14 protein-coding genes and 1 riboswitch are annotated in these 17,644 nt (G+C 69.6%); of the genes, 10 read left to right on the top strand and 4 right to left on the bottom strand.

Annotated elements, in window-relative coordinates; genetic code table 11:
• Nucleotides 1-543 precede the first annotated feature (543 nt).
• Nucleotides 544-1,320 carry a hypothetical protein gene (locus AC0Z36_RS27825; protein WP_485465832.1) on the bottom strand — a complete coding sequence of 259 codons (777 nt, stop codon included), beginning with the start codon at nucleotides 1,318-1,320 and terminating at the stop codon, nucleotides 544-546.
• A 217-nt stretch (nucleotides 1,321-1,537) separates the two neighbouring features.
• Between AC0Z36_RS27825 and AC0Z36_RS27830 the strand changes: the two genes are divergently transcribed.
• The 9 genes from AC0Z36_RS27830 to AC0Z36_RS27870 all read left to right on the top strand — a co-directional run bounded on the left by AC0Z36_RS27830 (nucleotide 1,538) and on the right by AC0Z36_RS27870 (nucleotide 13,670).
• Nucleotides 1,538-2,329: an ABC transporter ATP-binding protein gene (locus AC0Z36_RS27830; protein WP_485465833.1), complete on the top strand. Its 792-nt coding sequence runs from the start codon at nucleotides 1,538-1,540 to the stop codon at nucleotides 2,327-2,329.
• Nucleotides 2,330-2,411: 82 nt separating this feature from the next.
• A complete protein-coding gene (locus AC0Z36_RS27835) occupies nucleotides 2,412-2,846 on the top strand; it encodes an NfeD family protein (RefSeq protein WP_485465845.1) in 435 nt (144 codons plus the stop codon).
• A 144-nt stretch (nucleotides 2,847-2,990) separates the two neighbouring features.
• Entirely contained in the window at nucleotides 2,991-4,070 is a 1,080-nt protein-coding gene (locus tag AC0Z36_RS27840) for an SPFH domain-containing protein (RefSeq protein ID WP_485465834.1), read from the top strand.
• Nucleotides 4,071-4,195: 125 nt separating this feature from the next.
• Nucleotides 4,196-5,017 carry a sulfite exporter TauE/SafE family protein gene (locus tag AC0Z36_RS27845; RefSeq protein WP_485465835.1) on the top strand — a complete coding sequence of 274 codons (822 nt, stop codon included), beginning with the start codon at nucleotides 4,196-4,198 and terminating at the stop codon, nucleotides 5,015-5,017.
• Between the two features lie 84 nt (nucleotides 5,018-5,101).
• Entirely contained in the window at nucleotides 5,102-5,290 is a 189-nt protein-coding gene (locus AC0Z36_RS27850; protein ID WP_485465836.1) for a DUF1272 domain-containing protein, read from the top strand.
• 24 nt (nucleotides 5,291-5,314) lie between these two features.
• The gene (locus tag AC0Z36_RS27855) at nucleotides 5,315-6,289 is read left to right on the top strand and encodes a cobalamin biosynthesis protein (RefSeq protein ID WP_485465837.1); all 975 of its coding nucleotides are present in this window, start codon (nucleotides 5,315-5,317) and stop codon (nucleotides 6,287-6,289) included.
• An 89-nt stretch (nucleotides 6,290-6,378) separates the two neighbouring features.
• A complete protein-coding gene (locus AC0Z36_RS27860) occupies nucleotides 6,379-7,893 on the top strand; it encodes a cobyric acid synthase (protein ID WP_485465838.1) in 1,515 nt (504 codons plus the stop codon).
• Nucleotides 7,894-7,907: 14 nt separating this feature from the next.
• A riboswitch (cobalamin riboswitch) is annotated at nucleotides 7,908-8,060 on the top strand.
• Nucleotides 8,061-8,099: 39 nt separating this feature from the next.
• On the top strand, nucleotides 8,100-11,801 hold the full coding sequence (cobN, locus tag AC0Z36_RS27865; protein WP_485465839.1) for a cobaltochelatase subunit CobN: 3,702 nt from the start codon (nucleotides 8,100-8,102) through the stop codon (nucleotides 11,799-11,801).
• A 147-nt stretch (nucleotides 11,802-11,948) separates the two neighbouring features.
• Entirely contained in the window at nucleotides 11,949-13,670 is a 1,722-nt protein-coding gene (locus AC0Z36_RS27870; protein WP_485465840.1) for a hypothetical protein, read from the top strand.
• Between the two features lie 87 nt (nucleotides 13,671-13,757).
• Here the strand turns inward: AC0Z36_RS27870 and AC0Z36_RS27875 are convergent, their stop codons facing one another.
• Nucleotides 13,758-14,303 carry a YbhB/YbcL family Raf kinase inhibitor-like protein gene (locus AC0Z36_RS27875; protein ID WP_485465841.1) on the bottom strand — a complete coding sequence of 182 codons (546 nt, stop codon included), beginning with the start codon at nucleotides 14,301-14,303 and terminating at the stop codon, nucleotides 13,758-13,760.
• Nucleotides 14,304-14,380: 77 nt separating this feature from the next.
• Entirely contained in the window at nucleotides 14,381-15,163 is a 783-nt protein-coding gene (locus AC0Z36_RS27880; protein ID WP_485465842.1) for a sporulation protein, read from the bottom strand.
• 560 nt (nucleotides 15,164-15,723) lie between these two features.
• On the opposite strand from AC0Z36_RS27880, the gene tyrS reads away from it, so the two are divergent.
• Entirely contained in the window at nucleotides 15,724-17,004 is a 1,281-nt protein-coding gene (gene tyrS / locus AC0Z36_RS27885; RefSeq protein WP_485465843.1) for a tyrosine--tRNA ligase, read from the top strand.
• A 354-nt stretch (nucleotides 17,005-17,358) separates the two neighbouring features.
• Here tyrS and AC0Z36_RS27890 read toward each other — a convergent pair.
• The coding region (locus AC0Z36_RS27890) for a hypothetical protein (protein WP_485465844.1) at nucleotides 17,359-17,644 on the bottom strand (286 nt) is incomplete at its 5' end.

Consider the following 17,644-nt stretch of genomic DNA (forward strand, 5'->3'; position numbering starts at 1 on the left):
TCAAGGATCTACCTGACGTGATACGCGGATTCTTTGGCGATCCGCATTTGGCTTATATCGCAGAGACTGTCTAGATACTTTGAATTGGGTTAGTATGTTTGACTGGGTTTATGCGCACGAGGATTCTTTGAGCGAGGTGATATCGGAAATCGGGCGGGCTTGCTGGTCTCGAGCCACGGTGGGGATTTCACTCCTCCTGCCAGAATCATTCCGAGGAGGAGATCTCCTACTTTACCCTGAGCGATTGACCGCGTCATTTGTAATTACTATTAATCGAAAGAATATATCTGAAGCTTCTAAATTCTGTGATATTGGGTGGTATCTCGAGCGTATGATTCCCACTCTGGAGTTGATAGGGTTGAGTGAAATTAGGACCAGGGATTCTGAATAGCGGGGTGAGCGGTTTTAACCGGCGAGTGTGCCGTGAGATCAGTTTGGTTGTCGAACTCGCCCAGAGAGACGCGGCGGACCGGTTCGCCAGCCAGGCTCTGTGCGGGAGAATTCGCTGCTACTCACGTCCTCGACGTGATGCGGTACGGACCTTCAGTGAGGCTCCAGCACCGCCCCGTAAGCGGCGACCTCCGCGCGCCGGCAGGCCCGTTCCAGCGGTGACAGGGCGGCCGAGCGCCGGACGAGTTCACTGGCGCTGACGGCCGCTCCCGGATCCCCGGCGGCCACCGCCAGGATCGCGCGCAGCCGCCGGGCCTGCCCCAGGACCCGCACCGCCCGCGCCGGGTAGCCCGGGGCCAGCGGTTCGTCCAGCTGCCGGGACTGCCTGCGCAGCCCCGCCAGGGCCTCCTGCGCCTGCGGTCCCATGCCCGCCACGTCGAGGCGCCCCAGCTCCGCCAGCGCGCACTGGGTCGCCTCGGTCAACTCCCGCTCCGACTCGGCCAGGAACGGCCCTGACAGCGGCCGGTCCTCGACCTCTGAGACATCCCAGCGCACCCGGACGACCTGATCGCCCACCGGCCCGTGCGCGGTCACCACCGGAACCAGTCCGTACGCGCTGCCCGGCGGACCCACCGTCACCACGGCCTGCCCCGCGTCCAGCGCCGCTGCGTTGAACGCCTGCGGCCCGGGCAGACCGAGGGGGTCCCCTGGCACCGGCAGCGCCAGGCGCAACCCGGTGACCCCGTACGACCGAAGTCGCCCCAACGCCAGCGTCAACCCGACAGGGACCGGCTCCCCGGGCAGCCCCACCACCCGGTGCGGCTCGTCGTCACCGATGGCCCGCTGGGCCGCCTCGTCGGGGGACACGGCCCCGGTCAGCAGGGCGTTGCCCCAGGCCGTCAACAGTCCACCGCGGGGTTCATCAAGCATGCCGGTCAGCTTACGTACCGCCTCCGACGGTGCTCCTGGCCGGCGACGGCCGGTGCCGTGCGCTCTGGGAGCGCGCCGGTGGCATAGGTTTTTCCCCGGGGCTGACGGACCACGTCCGCCCTTCGGTGACATGGCCGGGACGCCGGCGTACGTGACGCACACGATGCGTCACCGCTTGCATGGCATATGCGACGCACGATGGGGAGCTGGGCACGCGATGAGCGACGTACTGGAGCTGGTGGACGTCTCGGTCGTCCGCGACGGCCGCAAACTGGTCGACTCGGTCAGCTGGGCGGTCGAGGAGGGCGAACGGTGGGTGATCGTCGGACCCAACGGAGCGGGCAAGACCACCCTGCTCCAGGTCGTCTCCACGTACCTCTTCCCCACCTCCGGCACCGCGGTGGTCCTGGGCGAGAAGCTCGGCCGGGTCGACGTCTTCGAACTGCGCCCGCGGGTCGGCATGGCCTCGGCGTCGCTCGCCGACCGGCTGCCGCGCTCGGCCGTGGTGCTCGACGTGGTGCGCACCGCCGCGTACGGCATGACCGCCACGTGGCGTGAGACCTACGACGAAGCCGACGGGGAGCGTGCCCGGCAGCTGCTCGACCAGCTCGGCATGGCCGAGTACACCGACCGGAAGTTCGGCACGCTGTCCGAGGGCGAGCGCAAGCGTGTGCAGATCGCCCGCGCGATGATGACCGACCCCGAACTCCTGCTGCTCGACGAGCCGGCGGCCGGTCTCGACCTCGGCGGCCGGGAGGACCTCGTCCGCCGCCTCGGCAAGCTGGCGAGTGATCCGTACGCGCCGTCGATGGTGATGGTCAGTCACCACGTGGAGGAGATCCCGGCCGGGTTCACCCACATCATGATGCTCCGTCAGGGCAAGGTGCTGGCCGCCGGACCGATCGACGAGACGCTGAACCCGCGGAACCTGTCGAAGTGCTTCGGACTGCCGCTGACGGTGGAGAAGCAGGACAACCGCTGGGCCGCCAGGGGCCTGCCGCTCGGCTAGTGCGCGCGGCCGTCCGTCCGGTGGCGTGAAAAGCACTCCGCTGATCGCGGACCATTCCCGTACGCGGTATCCGGGCAATACCATGGTCACCGTGGAAGCCTGGGCGTGGTGGTTGGTAGCAGCCGGAGTGTTCGGCATCGTCGGAGTGTTCACCTCGATGGTCGAGCTCGGAATGTTCGCCGTAGGTGCTGCGGGCGCCGCGGCCGTAGGGGGCCTGGGCGGCGGACTCGTCGCGCAGGCCGTGGTGTTCGCGGTGATCTCGATCGCGTTCCTGGTGTTCGTCCGGCCGATCCTCTACCGGCAGCGGACCTCCGGGCCCGAGACCCGGACGGGGGTCGACGCCCTCAAGGGACGCACCGCCACGGTCCTCGAACGGGTCGACGACAGCCCCGGCGGGCGGATCAAGCTCGCCGGCGAAGTGTGGTCGGCCCGTTCCCTGGAGCCCGGGCGGGTGTTCGAAGCCGGGGAGCGGGTCGACGTCGCGGACATCGACGGGGCGACCGCCGTGGTCATATGACCTGTGCCGGGCCGTGATCCGGCCAACGTCACGGTCCGGGTTCGGTAGGGCCGTGTCGGTGCGTACGCGTCACCCGGACGCCCTAAAGTCGGTTCAAGTAGCCCCACACGAACCGCGGGGCGTGAGGAAAGTCGGGGAGCGCCCGTGACCGTCGCCATCGTCGTGATCGTGCTCGTCCTGCTGGTGATCGTCGCCCTCGTCAAGACGGTCAAGGTCATCCCGCAGGCGAGCGCGGCCATCGTCGAACGATTCGGCAAGTACACCCGCACGCTGCACGCGGGGTTGAACATCCTCGTGCCGTTCATAGACCGCATCCGGCAGATGATCGACCTGCGTGAGCAGGTCGTCCCGTTCCCGCCGCAGCCGGTCATCACCGAGGACAACCTGGTCGTCCAGATCGACACGGTCATCTACTTCCAGGTGACCGACCCAAGGGCGGCGACCTACGAGATCGCCAACTACATCCAGGCGATCGAGCAGCTGACGATCACCACGCTCCGGAACATCATCGGCGGCATGGACCTGGAACAGACGCTGACCTCCCGTGAGGAGATCAACGCCGGGCTGCGCGGGGTCCTCGACGAGGCCACCGGCAAGTGGGGCATCCGCGTCAACCGGGTCGAGCTCAAGGCGATCGAGCCGCCGCCCTCCATCCAGGACTCGATGGAGAAGCAGATGCGCGCCGAGCGCGACAAGCGCGCGGCGATCCTCACCGCCGAGGGACACCAGCGCTCCCAGGTGCTGACCGCCGACGGTGACCGCGAGGCCGCGATCCTGCGGGCCGAGGGCCAGCGGCAGGCCACCGTGCTGAACGCGCAGGCCGACCGCGAGGCCGCGATGCTGCGGGCCGAGGGTGAGGCGCAGGCCATCACAACGGTCTTCGAGGCGATCCACGCGGGCAACGCCGACCACAAGCTCCTGGCGTACCAGTACATGCAGATGCTGCCGGAGATCGCCAAGGGCGACGCCAACAAGCTCTGGATCGTGCCGAGCGAGATCGGCAAGGCCCTCGAAGGGCTGGGCGGCACGCTCGGGGCGATCACCGGGGCCCCGGCCCCGAACGGCAACAGCGGCCCGCCGCCGCGCACCGTCCGGGTGCCCGTCGAGGAGGAGCCGGCCGCGTTCCCGTCCGCCAGGTCGGCCAGGCCCGCGGAGGTCTCCCCGCCGGTCGTCGAGCGCCCGTCCCTGCAGAACCGCCCCCCGAGGGACAAACCGATCGACTGACAGCCGGCCGGCGGTCAACAGCCGTTAGGGTGCCCCGTACAGAACATCTGTACGGGGCACTCGTATGCCTGGACCTCCTTGCGGGGCCGGGACACCGCGGGCCCCCTGACGGACAGGACCGCCCCATGAACGGGCTGGAAGCACTGGCAGTCTTCGCTGCCGGGACCGCCGCCGGCGGCATCAACGCCGTGGTGGGTTCCGGAACCCTCATCACCTTCCCCGTACTCCTGGCGTTCGGCTACCCACCGGTGGTCGCCAACGTCTCCAACACCATCGGCCTCGTCCCGGGTTCCGTCAGCGGGGCGATCGGCTACCGGCGCGAACTCGCCGGGCAGTGGCCGCGGATAGTCCGCCTCGGCACCGCGTCGCTGATCGGCGGCGTCATCGGCGCGGTCCTCCTTTTGACGCTGCCCGACGGTGCCTTCAAAGCGATCGTGCCCGCGCTCATCCTGATCGCCCTGGTCCTGGTGGTGCTCCAGCCGACACTGTCCAGGAAGCTGGCCGCCAAGCGCGCCGCCGCCGACAACGCCGCCGCCGCCGCCGACAACGACAACGACAACAAAAACGACGGGACAGAGTCCGGGATCCCATCCGCGACGGGCGGCCCCGTGCTGTTCGCCGCGGTGCTCGGGACCGGCGTCTACGGCGGTTACTTCGGCGCGGCCCAGGGTGTCATCCTGCTCGCCCTGCTCGGCGTGTTCCTGGACGACGGGCTCCAGCGCCTCAACGGCATCAAGAACGTGCTGGCCGGTCTGGTGAACGGGGTCGCGGCGATCCTGTTCATCTGCATCGCCGAGGTCTCCTGGACGGTCGTTGCGCTTATCGCTGTCGGATCGGTGATCGGCGGTCAGGTCGGGGCCAGAGTCGGTCGGAAACTACCCCCGATGGTGCTGCGCGGAGTGATCGTGACAGTCGGCCTCATCGCGGTCGTCCGGATGCTCGCGTGACCCCCGCCACGGGGCTTGAGGTTACGTCCGGGTAGCCCCCTAAGCTGACCTTTCATCAGGTCCGTTCCGGGAGGTTGAACCCACATGGCACTGGAAATGCGCGAGATCTGCGAGAAGTGCGAAACCGCGCTCACCGGGGAAGGCCCCGCCCGGATCTGCAGTTACGAGTGCACATTCTGCGAGCCGTGCAGCGCGGCGCTGGACGACACCTGCCCCAACTGCGGCGGCGAGCTGGTCCGCCGGCCCAAGCGGGTCCAGCCGGCGATCGGCTGACGCCTGTCTGAGATGCTGTCGCGCATGCCCCGACCCACCCTGCCGACAGCCGTTGGCCTGCTGCTCGGCGCCGCTGCCGACGCTGTCATCGGCGACCCGCGCCCCGGCCACCCCGTGGCCGTGTTCGGCCGGGGCGCCAAAAGAATCGAACAAATGATGTACGGGGATTCCCGTGCGGGAGGCGCGGCGTACACGGCCCTCTGCGTCGGGTCCGTCACCGCGCTCGGCGTCGCCCTCGACCGGGCCACTAAAAACCGTCCCGTCGCCCGGACGATCACCACTGCGGCCTGCGCCTGGGCGGTCCTCGGCGGCACGACCCTCCGCAGGGAAGCCCGGACCATCGCCCGACCACTGGTCGACGGCGACCTGGCTGCGGCGCGCGAGCGGCTGCCGTACCTCGTCGGCCGCGACCCCGCGGGGCTCGACGCCCAGGGCATCGCCCGCGCCGTCGTCGAATCCGTCGCCGAGAACACCTCCGACGCCGTGGTCGCACCCCTGTTCTGGGGAGCGCTCGCGGGGATGCCAGGGCTGCTCGCCTACCGCGCCGTCAACACCCTGGACGCCATGGTCGGCTACAAGAGTGACCGCTACCTGAACTTCGGCTGGGCCGCGGCCCGTCTCGACGACGCGGCGAACTTCGTGCCCGCGCGGCTGACCGGGCTGCTCACGGTCGCCGTCGCGCCGGTCGTCGGCGGCAGCCGCGCCGACACCCTGCGGGTGCTACGTCGCGACAAGGCGTCCCACCCCAGCCCGAACGCGGGCCGTTGTGAATCCTCCGCCGCCGGAGCCCTCGGGATCCGGCTCGGCGGTCGCAACGTCTACGGCACCCGGACCGAACACCGGCCCGAACTCGGCGACGGGCCCCCGCCCGACGCGCGGGACATCGACCGGGCGGCGAGACTGTCAGCCGTTGTGGGCGCCGCAGCGCTCGGGTCGGCCGTACTCATCGCCTTCGCCTGGAACCGCGGCACCAAGAACGCGCGCTTCACGAACCACTGAGCGACGAACCACTGAGCGACGAACCACTGAGCGACGAACCACTGAGCCAAGAACCTCTGAGCCAAGAACCTCTGAAAGGCGCAAAACCGATGAACGGTGCCCTGCTGATCGCCGGAACCACCTCGGACGCGGGGAAGAGCATCGTCACCGCCGGACTGTGTCGCCGGCTGGCCCGCGAAGGGGTCAAGGTCGCCCCGTTCAAGGCGCAGAACATGTCGCTGAACTCGATGGTCACCCTCGACGGCGCGGAGATCGGCCGGGCCCAGGCGATGCAGGCCTCGGCGGCCGGGATCGAGCCCGAGGCCGTGATGAACCCGGTGCTGCTCAAGCCCGGCGGGAACAACAGCGCCCAGGTCGTGCTCCTGGGCAAGCCCTTCGCCGACGTCGGCGCGCTCAACTACCACGAGCTGAAGCCCAGACTCTTCGAAACCGTGCTCGAATCCCTGGCCGACCTGCGGTCCCGCTACGACGTGGTCATCTGCGAAGGCGCCGGCAGTCCCGCCGAGATCAACCTGCGGGACCGCGACATCACCAACATGGGCCTGGCCCGGGCGGCGGACCTGCCGGTCCTGGTGGTCGGGGACATCGACCGGGGCGGGGTGTTCGCGGCGATGTACGGCACACTCGCGCTGCTCTCCCGTGAGGACCAGGCGTTGCTGAGCGGATTCATCGTCAACAAGTTCCGCGGTGACGTCCGGCTGCTCGAACCCGCGCTGACACAAATCGACAAACTGACAGGCCGCCCTGTGCTCGGCGTCCTGCCGTTCCTGCACGGCCTGTGGCTCGACGTCGAGGACTCCCTGGCCCTGGAAGCCGACAGGGGCGCGCCCGTGCCGCCGCTGGGCGCGGACATCCTGCGGATCTGCGTCGTCCGCCTCCCGCACATCAGCAACTTCACCGACATCGACGCCCTGTCGGTCGAACCGGGCGTCGTCGTACGGTTCGTCAGCTCGCCCGCCGAGATAGCCGACGCCGACCTGGTGGTGCTCCCCGGCAGCCGGGCCACGGTGTCCGACCTGGCCTGGCTGCGCGAACGCGGCCTGGACGCGGCGCTGGCCCGCCGCGCCGCGGCCGGTCTTCCGGTGTACGGGATCTGCGGCGGCTACCAGATGCTCGCCCGTACGATCGAAGACGATGTCGAGAGCAAGGCGGGCACCGTCGACGGCCTCGGCCTGCTGCCGGTCCGGGTCCGGTTCGCCACTGCCAAAACCCTCGCCCGGCCGTCCGGTTTCGCCGACGGCCAGCCGGTCGCGGCCTACGAGATCCACCACGGAACCGTCTCCGTCGACGGCGGCGAACCCCTGTTCACCACCGCCGACGGAACCCCCGTCGACGGCTGCCGCGACGGCGCGACCTGGGGAAGCCTGTGGCACGGGGCGCTGGAGAACGACGGTTTCCGCCGCGACGTCCTGGCACATGTCGCCCGTACGGCCGGCCGGGACTTCACCGTCTCACCGGACACCTCGTTCGAGGCCGCGCGCCAGGAACGCCTGGACGCGCTCGGCGATCTTGTCACCGCGCACCTCGACAACGCGGCGGTGGACCGGCTGATCACGCGGGGGGCCCCGGCCGGAATGCCGTTCGTGCCGCCGGGCGTCGTGTAGAAACACCCCCGTCTGCCAGGATGAGCCCCGACGGCCGCGCAGGAACCCGGTGCGCAGTGTTTGATTCTTCATTCGCTGCGCTCATGAAGCCGGGACGGTCCCGCCACTGTGAGACGCGCACCATCCGGTGACGTCGAGTCAGGAACTGCCGCCGTCGCACACCCACCAGCATCTGACGGGGCGCGGACCCCGAGGGAGGACCTGCGATGGCGCGCGTCCTGTTGTTGTCCACCGCCGACACCGAGCTGCTCGCCGCGGCCGGGTCCCACGCCGACTGGCGTACGGCGAACCCGGCTTCGGTAGACCCGGCGGAGGTCCCCGGCCTCGTCCGCGACGTGCGGATAGCCGTCGTCCGGCTCCTCGGCGGACGACGGACCTGGGCGGCCGGGCTCGACGCACTCCTGGCCACCGGCGTGCCAACCGTCGTCCTCGGCGGCGAGTCCGAACCGGACGCCTCGCTCATGGCAATGTCCACCGTGCCGTCCGGAGTCGCCGGGGAAGCCCTCGCCTACCTGGTCGAAGGCGGTACGGCCAACCTGGCCGAGCTGCACGCCTTCCTCACCGACACGGTGCTGCTCACCGGGGTCGGCTTCGCCGCCCCGCAGTCGATGCCCGAGTACGGACTGCACGGCGCGTACGCCGCCGACCCGGACCGGCCGACCGTCGGAATCGTGTTCTACCGGGCCCACGAGCTGTCCGGGAACACCGCCTTCATCGCGACCCTGTGCGAGGCGATCGAAGCCGCCGGGGCGAACGCCCTTCCGGTGTACTGCGGTTCGCTGCGCGGACTGAGCAGCGGGGGCGCGGGCGGCCTGGTCGAAATCCTCGGCCGGGCCGACGTGCTGATCGCGACCGTCCTGGCCGGTGGCGGCCAGACCGCCACCGACGCCGTCGCGGGCGGCGACGAGGACGCCTGGGACGTGGGCGCGCTGGCCGCGCTGGACATCCCCGTCATCCAGGGCCTGTGCCTGACCAGCACCCGCGCCGTCTGGGAGGCGTCCGCGGCGGTCTCCCCGATGGACGCGGCGATGCAGGTCGCCATCCCCGAGTTCGACGGCCGCCTGATCTCCGTCCCGTTCAGCTTCAAGGAACTCAACGGCGACGGCATCGCGGTGTACACGGCCGACCCCGAGCGGGCCGCCCGGGTCGCCGGTACGGCCGTACGGCACGCGAAACTTCGGCACCTGCCGAACGCGGACAAGAAGCTCGCGATCGTGCTGTCGTCCTACCCGACCAAGCACTCCCGGGTCGGCAACGCCGTCGGTCTCGACACCCCCACCTCGGCGGTGCTGCTCTTCCGCGCCCTTGAGGACGCCGGCTACGACCTCGGCGCGGACACCTCACTCTGGCGGGCGCACGAGGACGGCGACGCGCTGATCCACGCCCTGATCGCGGCCGGCGGCCACGACCTCGAATGGCTGACGGAGGAACAGCTCGCGCTGGCCCCCGCGCGGGTGCCGCTCAAGCACTACCAGCAGTGGTTCGACCGGCTCCCCGAAACGTTGCGCGCCCCGATGCTGGAGCACTGGGGACCCCCGCCTGGAAGTCTGTATGTCGACAACGGCGACATCGTGCTCGCCTCGCTGACCTTCGGCAACGCCGTCCTGATGATCCAGCCGCCGCGCGGCTTCGGCGAGAACCCGGTCGCGATCTACCACGACCCCGACCTGCCGCCGTCGCACCACTACCTCGCCGCCTACCGCTGGCTCGAATCCCCGGTCTCCGACGGCGGGTTCGGCGCGGACGCGGTCATCCACTGCGGCAAGCACGGCACCCTGGAGTGGCTGCCAGGCAAGGGCCTGGGCCTCGCCCGCGACTGCGCCCCCGACGCCGTCCTGGGCGACCTGCCGTTCATCTACCCGTTCATCGTCAACGACCCGGGGGAGGGCACCCAGGCCAAGCGCCGCGCCCACGCCACCGTCGTCGACCACCTCGTGCCGCCGATGGCCCGCGCCGAGACGTACGGTGACATGGCCAAACTCGAACAGCTCCTCGACGAGTACGCCACCGTGCAGGCCCTGGACCCGGACAAGCTGCCGACCGTACGCGCCCAGATCTGGACCCTCATCCAGGCCGCCCAACTGCACCACGACCTGCACCAGGACGGCATGCCGGCGGAGGACGACTTCGACGACTTCCTGCTGCACGTCGACGGCTACCTGTGCGAGGTCAAGGACGTCCAGATCCGCGACGGTCTGCACATCCTCGGCAACGCGCCGACGGGGGAGCCGCGGGTCAACCTTGCCCTGGCCGTGCTGCGCGCCTCGCAGATCTGGGGCGGCACCGCCAACGCTCTGCCGGGCCTGCGCGCGGCCACCGCCGCGCACTTCGGACTCGACGAGAAGGAACTCCTCGTCGAACCGGGCGCGCAGGTCACCGCACCTGAGGTACTGCGACGACTTGTCGACAAGCCGTCACGAACAGGCGCTGACGTCGTCGACATCCTCGAAGAACTCGCCCGCCGCCTGGCCCTCGCGATGGAAGAACACGCCTGGGACTCCGCCGCGGTCGACCGGGTGTGCGCCGACGTGTTCGACGGCGAGACCGTCCCCGAGGTCTGCGCCGTGCTGGACTTCGCGTGTACGGAACTGGTGCCGCGCCTGGCCAGGACCACCGACGAGATCACCAACGTCCTGCGGGCACTCGACGGCGGCTACGTCCCCGCCGGACCGTCCGGATCACCCACCCGCGGCCTGGTCAACGTGCTCCCCACCGGCCGGAACTTCTACTCGGTCGACCCGAAGGCCATCCCGTCCCGCAACGCCTGGGACGTCGGGCAGGCGCTCGCCGACTCGCTGATCGCCCGGCACGTCGCCGACACCGGCGAGTACCCCCGCAGCGTCGGCCTCACCGTGTGGGGCACCAGCTGCATGCGGACCCAGGGCGACGACATCGCCGAGATCCTCGCACTGCTCGGTTGCCGCCCCGTCTGGGACGAGGCCTCCCGCCGGGTCACCGGCTTCGAAGTCGTCCCCGTCGCCGAGCTCGGACGCCCCCGGGTGGACGTCACCGTCCGCATCTCCGGCTTCTTCCGGGACGCCTTCCCGCACGTCATCCAGATGATCGACGACGCGGTGGACGCGGTCGCCGCACTGGAGGAGACCCACGAGGACAACTTCGTCCGCCGCCATGTCGACGAAGACGTGCAACAACACGGTGACCGCCGCCGCGCCACCAGCCGTATCTTCGGGTCCAAGCCCGGGGCGTACGGAGCCGGACTCCTGCCGCTGATCGACGCCCGCAACTGGCGCGACGAAGGCGACCTCGCCGAGGTCTACGCCGTCTGGGGCGGCTACGCCTACGGCCGCGGACTCGACGGGCGGGAGGCCCGCGGCGACATGGAGACCGCGTTCAAGCGCATCGCGGTCGCCGCCAAGAACCAGGACAACCGCGAACACGACATCGTCGACTCCGACGACTACTTCCAGTACCACGGCGGCATGGTCGCCATGGTCAAGTCGCTCACCGGTGCCGCGCCCGCCGCGTACATCGGCGACTCCGCGGTTCCCGAGCAGGTGAAGACCCGCACCCTGGCCGAAGAGACCAAACGCGTCTTCCGCGCCCGCGTGGTCAACCCCCGCTGGATCGCCGCGATGCAGCGCCACGGCTACAAGGGCGCCTTCGAACTCGCCGCCACCGTCGATTACCTGTTCGGCTACGACGCCACCGCCGGAGTCGTCGACGACTGGATGTACGAAAGTCTCAGCCAGGAGTACGTCTTCAACCCCGGCGTCCGCGAATTCCTCCAGAAATCCAACCCCTGGGCGCTGCGCGGCATCACCGAGCGCCTGCTCGAAGCCGTCGACCGGAAGCTGTGGGCGGCACCCGACCCGGACACCCTGGACCAACTCCGCCGCACCTACCTTGAGCTGGAAGGGGACCTCGAAGAAGGAGGACCCACCACGTAGCCGGTCCCGCCGGTGTGCCCCCTGTACAAGCCCGTATATCCTCGCCCGCACGCGGCGTTGGCACAGGGGGCCACCGACGCGGACCAGGTGGGGGCGGCCCGACCGGCGCGGAGAACTCCGCCGGGGGCCGCGGGGGGAAGGAAAAACATGGCTGAACAGGACGACGGCACGCCGGCAGCCGGGGACCCGGTCGGGGACGGCGGCCACGGCAGACCCGCGGACGCGAACCCGTGGGCGGGACCGCGGACGGCTCCCGGACCCGACGCGGTACCGCAGGCGGGTCCCGGATCAAACCCGTGGACGGGACCGGACACCGCCTCAGGACCGGACCCGTGGACGACACCGGACACCGGAACCGCCACGGGCCCCCACCAGGCAGACCCGCCGGACACCGGAGAACTCCCGTACGGCCCGTACGGCCCCTACTACCTCCCCACCCCGCCGGACCCGGCCGCCGCCCGCCGCAAACGCCGGCGCACCGTGGCCGTCAGCCTCCTGGCCGCCGGCACCTTCGCCGGCCTCCTGGTGTGGGCCGTCGTCACCTACGACCCGGACAGCGGCGGCGACCACGTCGCCGACGCCGCCGACTCCGCCCCGGCGGCGACCCCGTCCACCGGGTCCACCGGCAAGAAGTCGACGGGCGGCGACCGGAAGACCCCGAGCCTGCCGCCGCACACCCGGATATCCGAAGACGAGGTCAGGGAACTGGCCGCGACCCAGACCGAGGCACTGCGCAGCGGCAGCCTCGGAACCTTCCTCGCCCCGTACGACCCCGCCGCCGACGGCCTGGTCAGCGAACGCACCCGGCTGTTCGCCAACCTCAAGCTCATCCCGTTCGACAGCGCGGTCTTCCGCCTGGACCGCGTCCGCGGCGCCGACAGCGCCGCCGACACCGGAGCGCTCAGCACCACCGCGACGGTCAGCTTCGCCCACCGCATCAGCGGAGTGGACAGCGCGCCGACCGCCGAGGTCTACCGCTGGACGCTCAGCCGGGCGGCCGTCGACGCACCGCTGCGCATCACCAAGGTCGAAGGCGGCCCCGGCGGCTCCGCGGGCTACCCGCAGGCGTGGGACGTGGCCGAGCTCAAGGCGGTCACCAAACCGCACGTGCTGCTCCTGGTCACCAAGGACACCGGCGGCCCGAAGGCCGAGACTTGGGCGGGCCGGGCGGAGAAGGCCGCCGTCCGGGACCTCGAAGTGTGGACCGGGCCGAGCGGCATCCCGACGAAGTTCGTCGTCTTCGCCGCACCGGACCGCAAGGTCTACGACCAGCTCATGGGCGACGGGGTGATGGTCCCCGGCAGCTCCGGGTTCTGCGCGACCCTGCCGGGCGACCCGGGTGCGGGCGGGACGACGGAGCGCAAGAAGCTCGTCGGCAGCCGCATCGTGGTGGACAGCACCGACAAGGCGTTCGGAGAGGCCGGCGGCCAGACCGACGTGCTGCGGCACGAGATGGGCCACGCGATCGTCGGCGGCTTCGGGACCGCGGGCGACGAACCGCCCCTGTGGATCATCGAAGGGTTCGCCAGCTACTTCGAGTGGACCGACAGGTCGCTGGGCGAGTATTACGTCCCGGCCGTCCGCACGTACATCCGGGACGACAAGTTCGACGGGAAACTGCCCACCGACGAGGTGCTGTACGGGAAAGACACCGGGACGGCGAGCATCAACTACCACCTGAGCATGCTGGCCATCCGCTTCATCGCGGAGAAGTACGGCGACGCCAAGGCTCAGGCGTTTGTCATCAAGAGCTACCAGGAACCGGGCGCGGCTCCGGTCGACGCGGCCCTCGCCGAGGCCACCGGTGGGCTCAACCGGGACCAGTTCGAAACGAAGTGGGCGAAGTACGTCAAGGACAAAGCGGGCTGACGCGCTGTGACGGTCCTGGGGTCTGCCGGGCGGGGTTCCGGGGCAGCGGACGCCCCGCGAACCCCAGGACCGTCACAGCTGTGCCGCTCAGCGCCGGTAGACCGGCACGACGACCGCCCTGGCGAGGGTGTGGAAGAACAGGTTGAACCCCACCAGCGCCGGAGCGGCGTCCGCGTCCAGGTCGAGATGCTCGACATCCACGGCGTGCACGACGAAGGCGTACCGGTGCTCGTGGTGCCCCTCCGGCGGCGCCGCGCCGACGTAGCCGGCCGTACCGGCGTCGTTCCGCACCTGGAACGCCCCGGCGGGCAGCCCCTTGCCGTCCACCGAGCCGGCACCGGTGCCCAACTCGGTCACCGACGCGGGGATGTCCACCGCGGACCAGTGCCAGAACCCGCTGCCGGTCGGCGCGTCAGGGTCGAGGCAGGTGACGACGAACGACCGCGTCTGCGGCGGGAACCCCGACCAGGACAGCTGCGGCGACACGTCCTCGCCGCCGGGCACCCCCAGCACGCCGCTGAGGTGGACGGGTGCGAGGGTGCGCCCGTCGGCCACATCGGTGCTGGTCACGGTGAATGACGGCACCGGCGGCAGGAAGTCGTAAGGCAGTGGCGGACGTTTGGCGTCGGACACAGGAAAACCTCCCGGTAGGGAACGTACGGGAGCGGCTTCCCAGCCGCCGCTCCCGTACGCCCGACCCTAACGAAGGGTCACCAGCCGCGCTTCCCGCCGATCTCGTGCAGCCAGGCGCGCAAGTAGGCCGTCCAGTCCGTCTGCGCCGCGGTGCTGTGCTCGACCTCGAAAAGCCGGTACGCGTCACTGCCGCCGGAGAAGACCCCGCCCTTCTTGTCCACCTCCAGGACCACCTGGGTGGAGTGCTCACCGGAGATGAATGTCAGCTCGACCTCGTTGATGCGGCCGGCGAATTCCGCCGCCGCGGCGAATTCGATCTCCTGGTAGAACGGCAGCTGCTGCCGGGTGCCCTTGATGTTCCCCTTCTCCAGGTCAGCGCCCTTGAAGTGGAATCCCAGACTGCCGAACGCGTCCAGGATCAGCGCCTGCGCGGCCAGCGGATGCACGTTCACCGGGTCGAGGTCGCCCTTGTCCACCGCGCGGTCGATCGAGAGTTCGGTCCGGACACCGATGCTCGTGCCGCGCAACTGCACACCCCGGAACACCGTCACCGGCGTCTCCCACGGGACCGGCAACGAGAACCGCAGGTCGTGGACGGCACCCGCGGCGATCTGGAACGGCCCGGACACCCGCACCCGGCCGAAGTCCTCGTTCACCCGGTAGTCATTGTCCTCGGTCTCGACCTCGACGACCGCCTGCAGAGCGACGTACACACCCTCGATGTCCTGCCCGACCTTGCCACCGGTGATCCGTACAGCCCCCTGCGCGGACCCGCCCGGGACGACGTCCGCGCCGTGCAACTCCGTCTCCACCGTCGCGCCACCGGAACCGAGACTGGCCATCAGTTTCTTGAACACCATGGTGTTCTCCTCCTCTTGAATCCCCTTGGACCGAATCCTCTTGGACCGACTCCGCGGTGACATTCCATCACCTGCGCTCAGCGGTGGACGGCAGTCAGACGCAGACTGCGGAGCGCGGGTATTGTCTGCGGGGTAGCACGCGGGTGACGCGCTCGGAACGACTTCCCCTGAACTCCACACCATGAGATGAACCTCCCGCCGGGCGGCCTCCAGATGGATGATCCGCAACCGGTGTGAATGCTGTGAGGGGGCCGGAACGGCCCCCTCAGCACCACACCACTGCCCGAGTGCCCGGGGGCTCGTTCCGCGTCCTGCCAGGTGTCCCGCCTACAGCGGATGCCGTACGGAACGGCCCGCGCACCGGCGTCTCCGGAGCGGTTGCCGGACAGCCCCGGCGCTGGTGGATCAACGCGGACCCCACGGCCAGCCCCTGCCGGGCCCACGTGCCGCGCGAGCGCACGTCCAAGACATAACCGGTTCGCGCCGACCGCGTACGGTCGGCCATGCTGTTCCCATCCACAAACGTGGACGGACCTCAACAACGAAGGAGACACAGAACCGTGACGGACATCGTCGACGAGCTGCGGTGGCGGGGCCTGCTCGCCCAGACCACCGATGAGGACGCACTGCGCAAGGCGTTCACAGACGGCCCCGTCACTGTCTATTGCGGATTCGACCCGACCGCGCCGAGCCTCCACGTCGGGCACCTGACGCAGGTCCTCACGCTGCGCCGCCTCCAGCTTGCGGGCAACCGCCCCATCGCCCTCGTCGGCGGGGCCACCGGCATGATCGGCGACCCCAAGCCCTCGGCGGAGCGCCAGCTCAACGACGCCGCCACGGTGGCCACCTGGGTCGGACACATCCGCGGCCAGCTCTCCCCGTACCTCGACTTCGACGGTGACGGCCCGACCACGGCCGTCATGGCGAACAACCTGGACTGGACGGGCGGCCTCGGCGCGGTCGAATTCCTGCGCGACATCGGCAAGCACTTCAGCGTCAACCAGATGCTCGCCCGCGACACGGTCAAGTCGCGCCTCGGCGGGGAAGGCATGAGCTACACCGAGTTCAGCTACGTGCTGCTCCAGTCGTACGACTACGTCGAGCTGTACCGCCGGTTCGGCTGCACACTGCAGATCGGCGGCAGCGACCAGTGGGGCAACATCACCGCCGGCCTCGACCTGATCCGCCGGATGACGGGCAACGACCCGCACGGCCAGGCACACGCGCTGACCACCCACCTGCTCACCAAGGCCGACGGCACGAAGTTCGGCAAGACCGAGGGCGGGGCGGTGTGGCTCGACCCCGAGCTGACCACGCCGTACGCCTTCTACCAGTTCTGGCTCAACACGGATGACCGCGACGTGCCCCGCTACCTGCGGACCTTCAGCTTCAAGTCGCACGGGGAGATCGAAGAGCTGGAGCGGTCCGGCGCGGAGACCCCGCACCTGCGGGCCGGCCAGCGGGCGCTCGCCGAGGAGCTGACCACCCTCGTCCACGGTGCCGCGCAGTGCGCGTCGGTCATCGCCGCGAGCAAGGCGCTGTTCGGGCAGGGCGAGCTGGCGGAGCTGGACGCCGCGACGCTCGTCGGCGCCACAGCGGAACTGCCGTCCGCCTCGGTGACCGAACTGCCGACCGTCGTGGACGCCCTGGTGGAGACCGGCCTGGTCGCCAGCAAGGGCGCCGCACGCCGAGCCGTCAAGGAGGGCGGGGCGTACGTGAACAACGTGAAGGTGACCGATGAGGCCGCCGTGCTCACCGCCGCAGACCTGCTGCACGGACGCTGGGTTCTGCTGCGCCGCGGGAAGCGGAACCTCGCGGCGATCGACTACACAGCGGCCTGACCTGCAGTCAGCAGCCGCTGCACAGTTGGGCCCACGGTTGGGTACAACGCCCGTCAAGCCGCTCCCCGGGATCGTTCCGGGAGGCGGCTTGACTCGTATGGAGTACTCGCCTAGTGTCTTCCAAGTCGCTTGTTCGGGGTTCCGGACAGCTGCCAGCCCCCGGGCGAGTCCAAGAGGCTCACGAGTGAGGCGCAATGGCCGGTCCTGCGAGTGACACCACCTCCTGATTGATCAATCCGACAGCGGACTACTGCGCTTTGCGTGGTCGCCCGGTCGTACGGATGCGTGTTCATCGGGATTGGCCATGTAGCCCGACTATTCGGCAGACGGATTTTGCTCCGGCATTCCATTTGTCTATTTCGAGCTGCGGTCATGGCGGAATTCATCGAAATTCGATGACGTTTCGCCGGCCTGCCGGGGCCTGGTACGGTTGATGCAAGAGCACAGGAGATCGCGCGCCTTGTAACCAGTCACCACTGGTCGTGAAGAAAATTCACGGTCGAGGGTTACGGACAAGATAACGGATCTGCTAGGCTCGAAGAGCAGAAGGAAAGCCCGCAAGGACTGACCCGATGCGAACGGGAAGCGGAAATACGCCGGAAACGACGTGCTAAGCTTACCGAGTCGGAAGAAACGCCGA

The sequence above is a fragment of the Kitasatospora sp. UYEF31 genome (assembly GCF_057291755.1).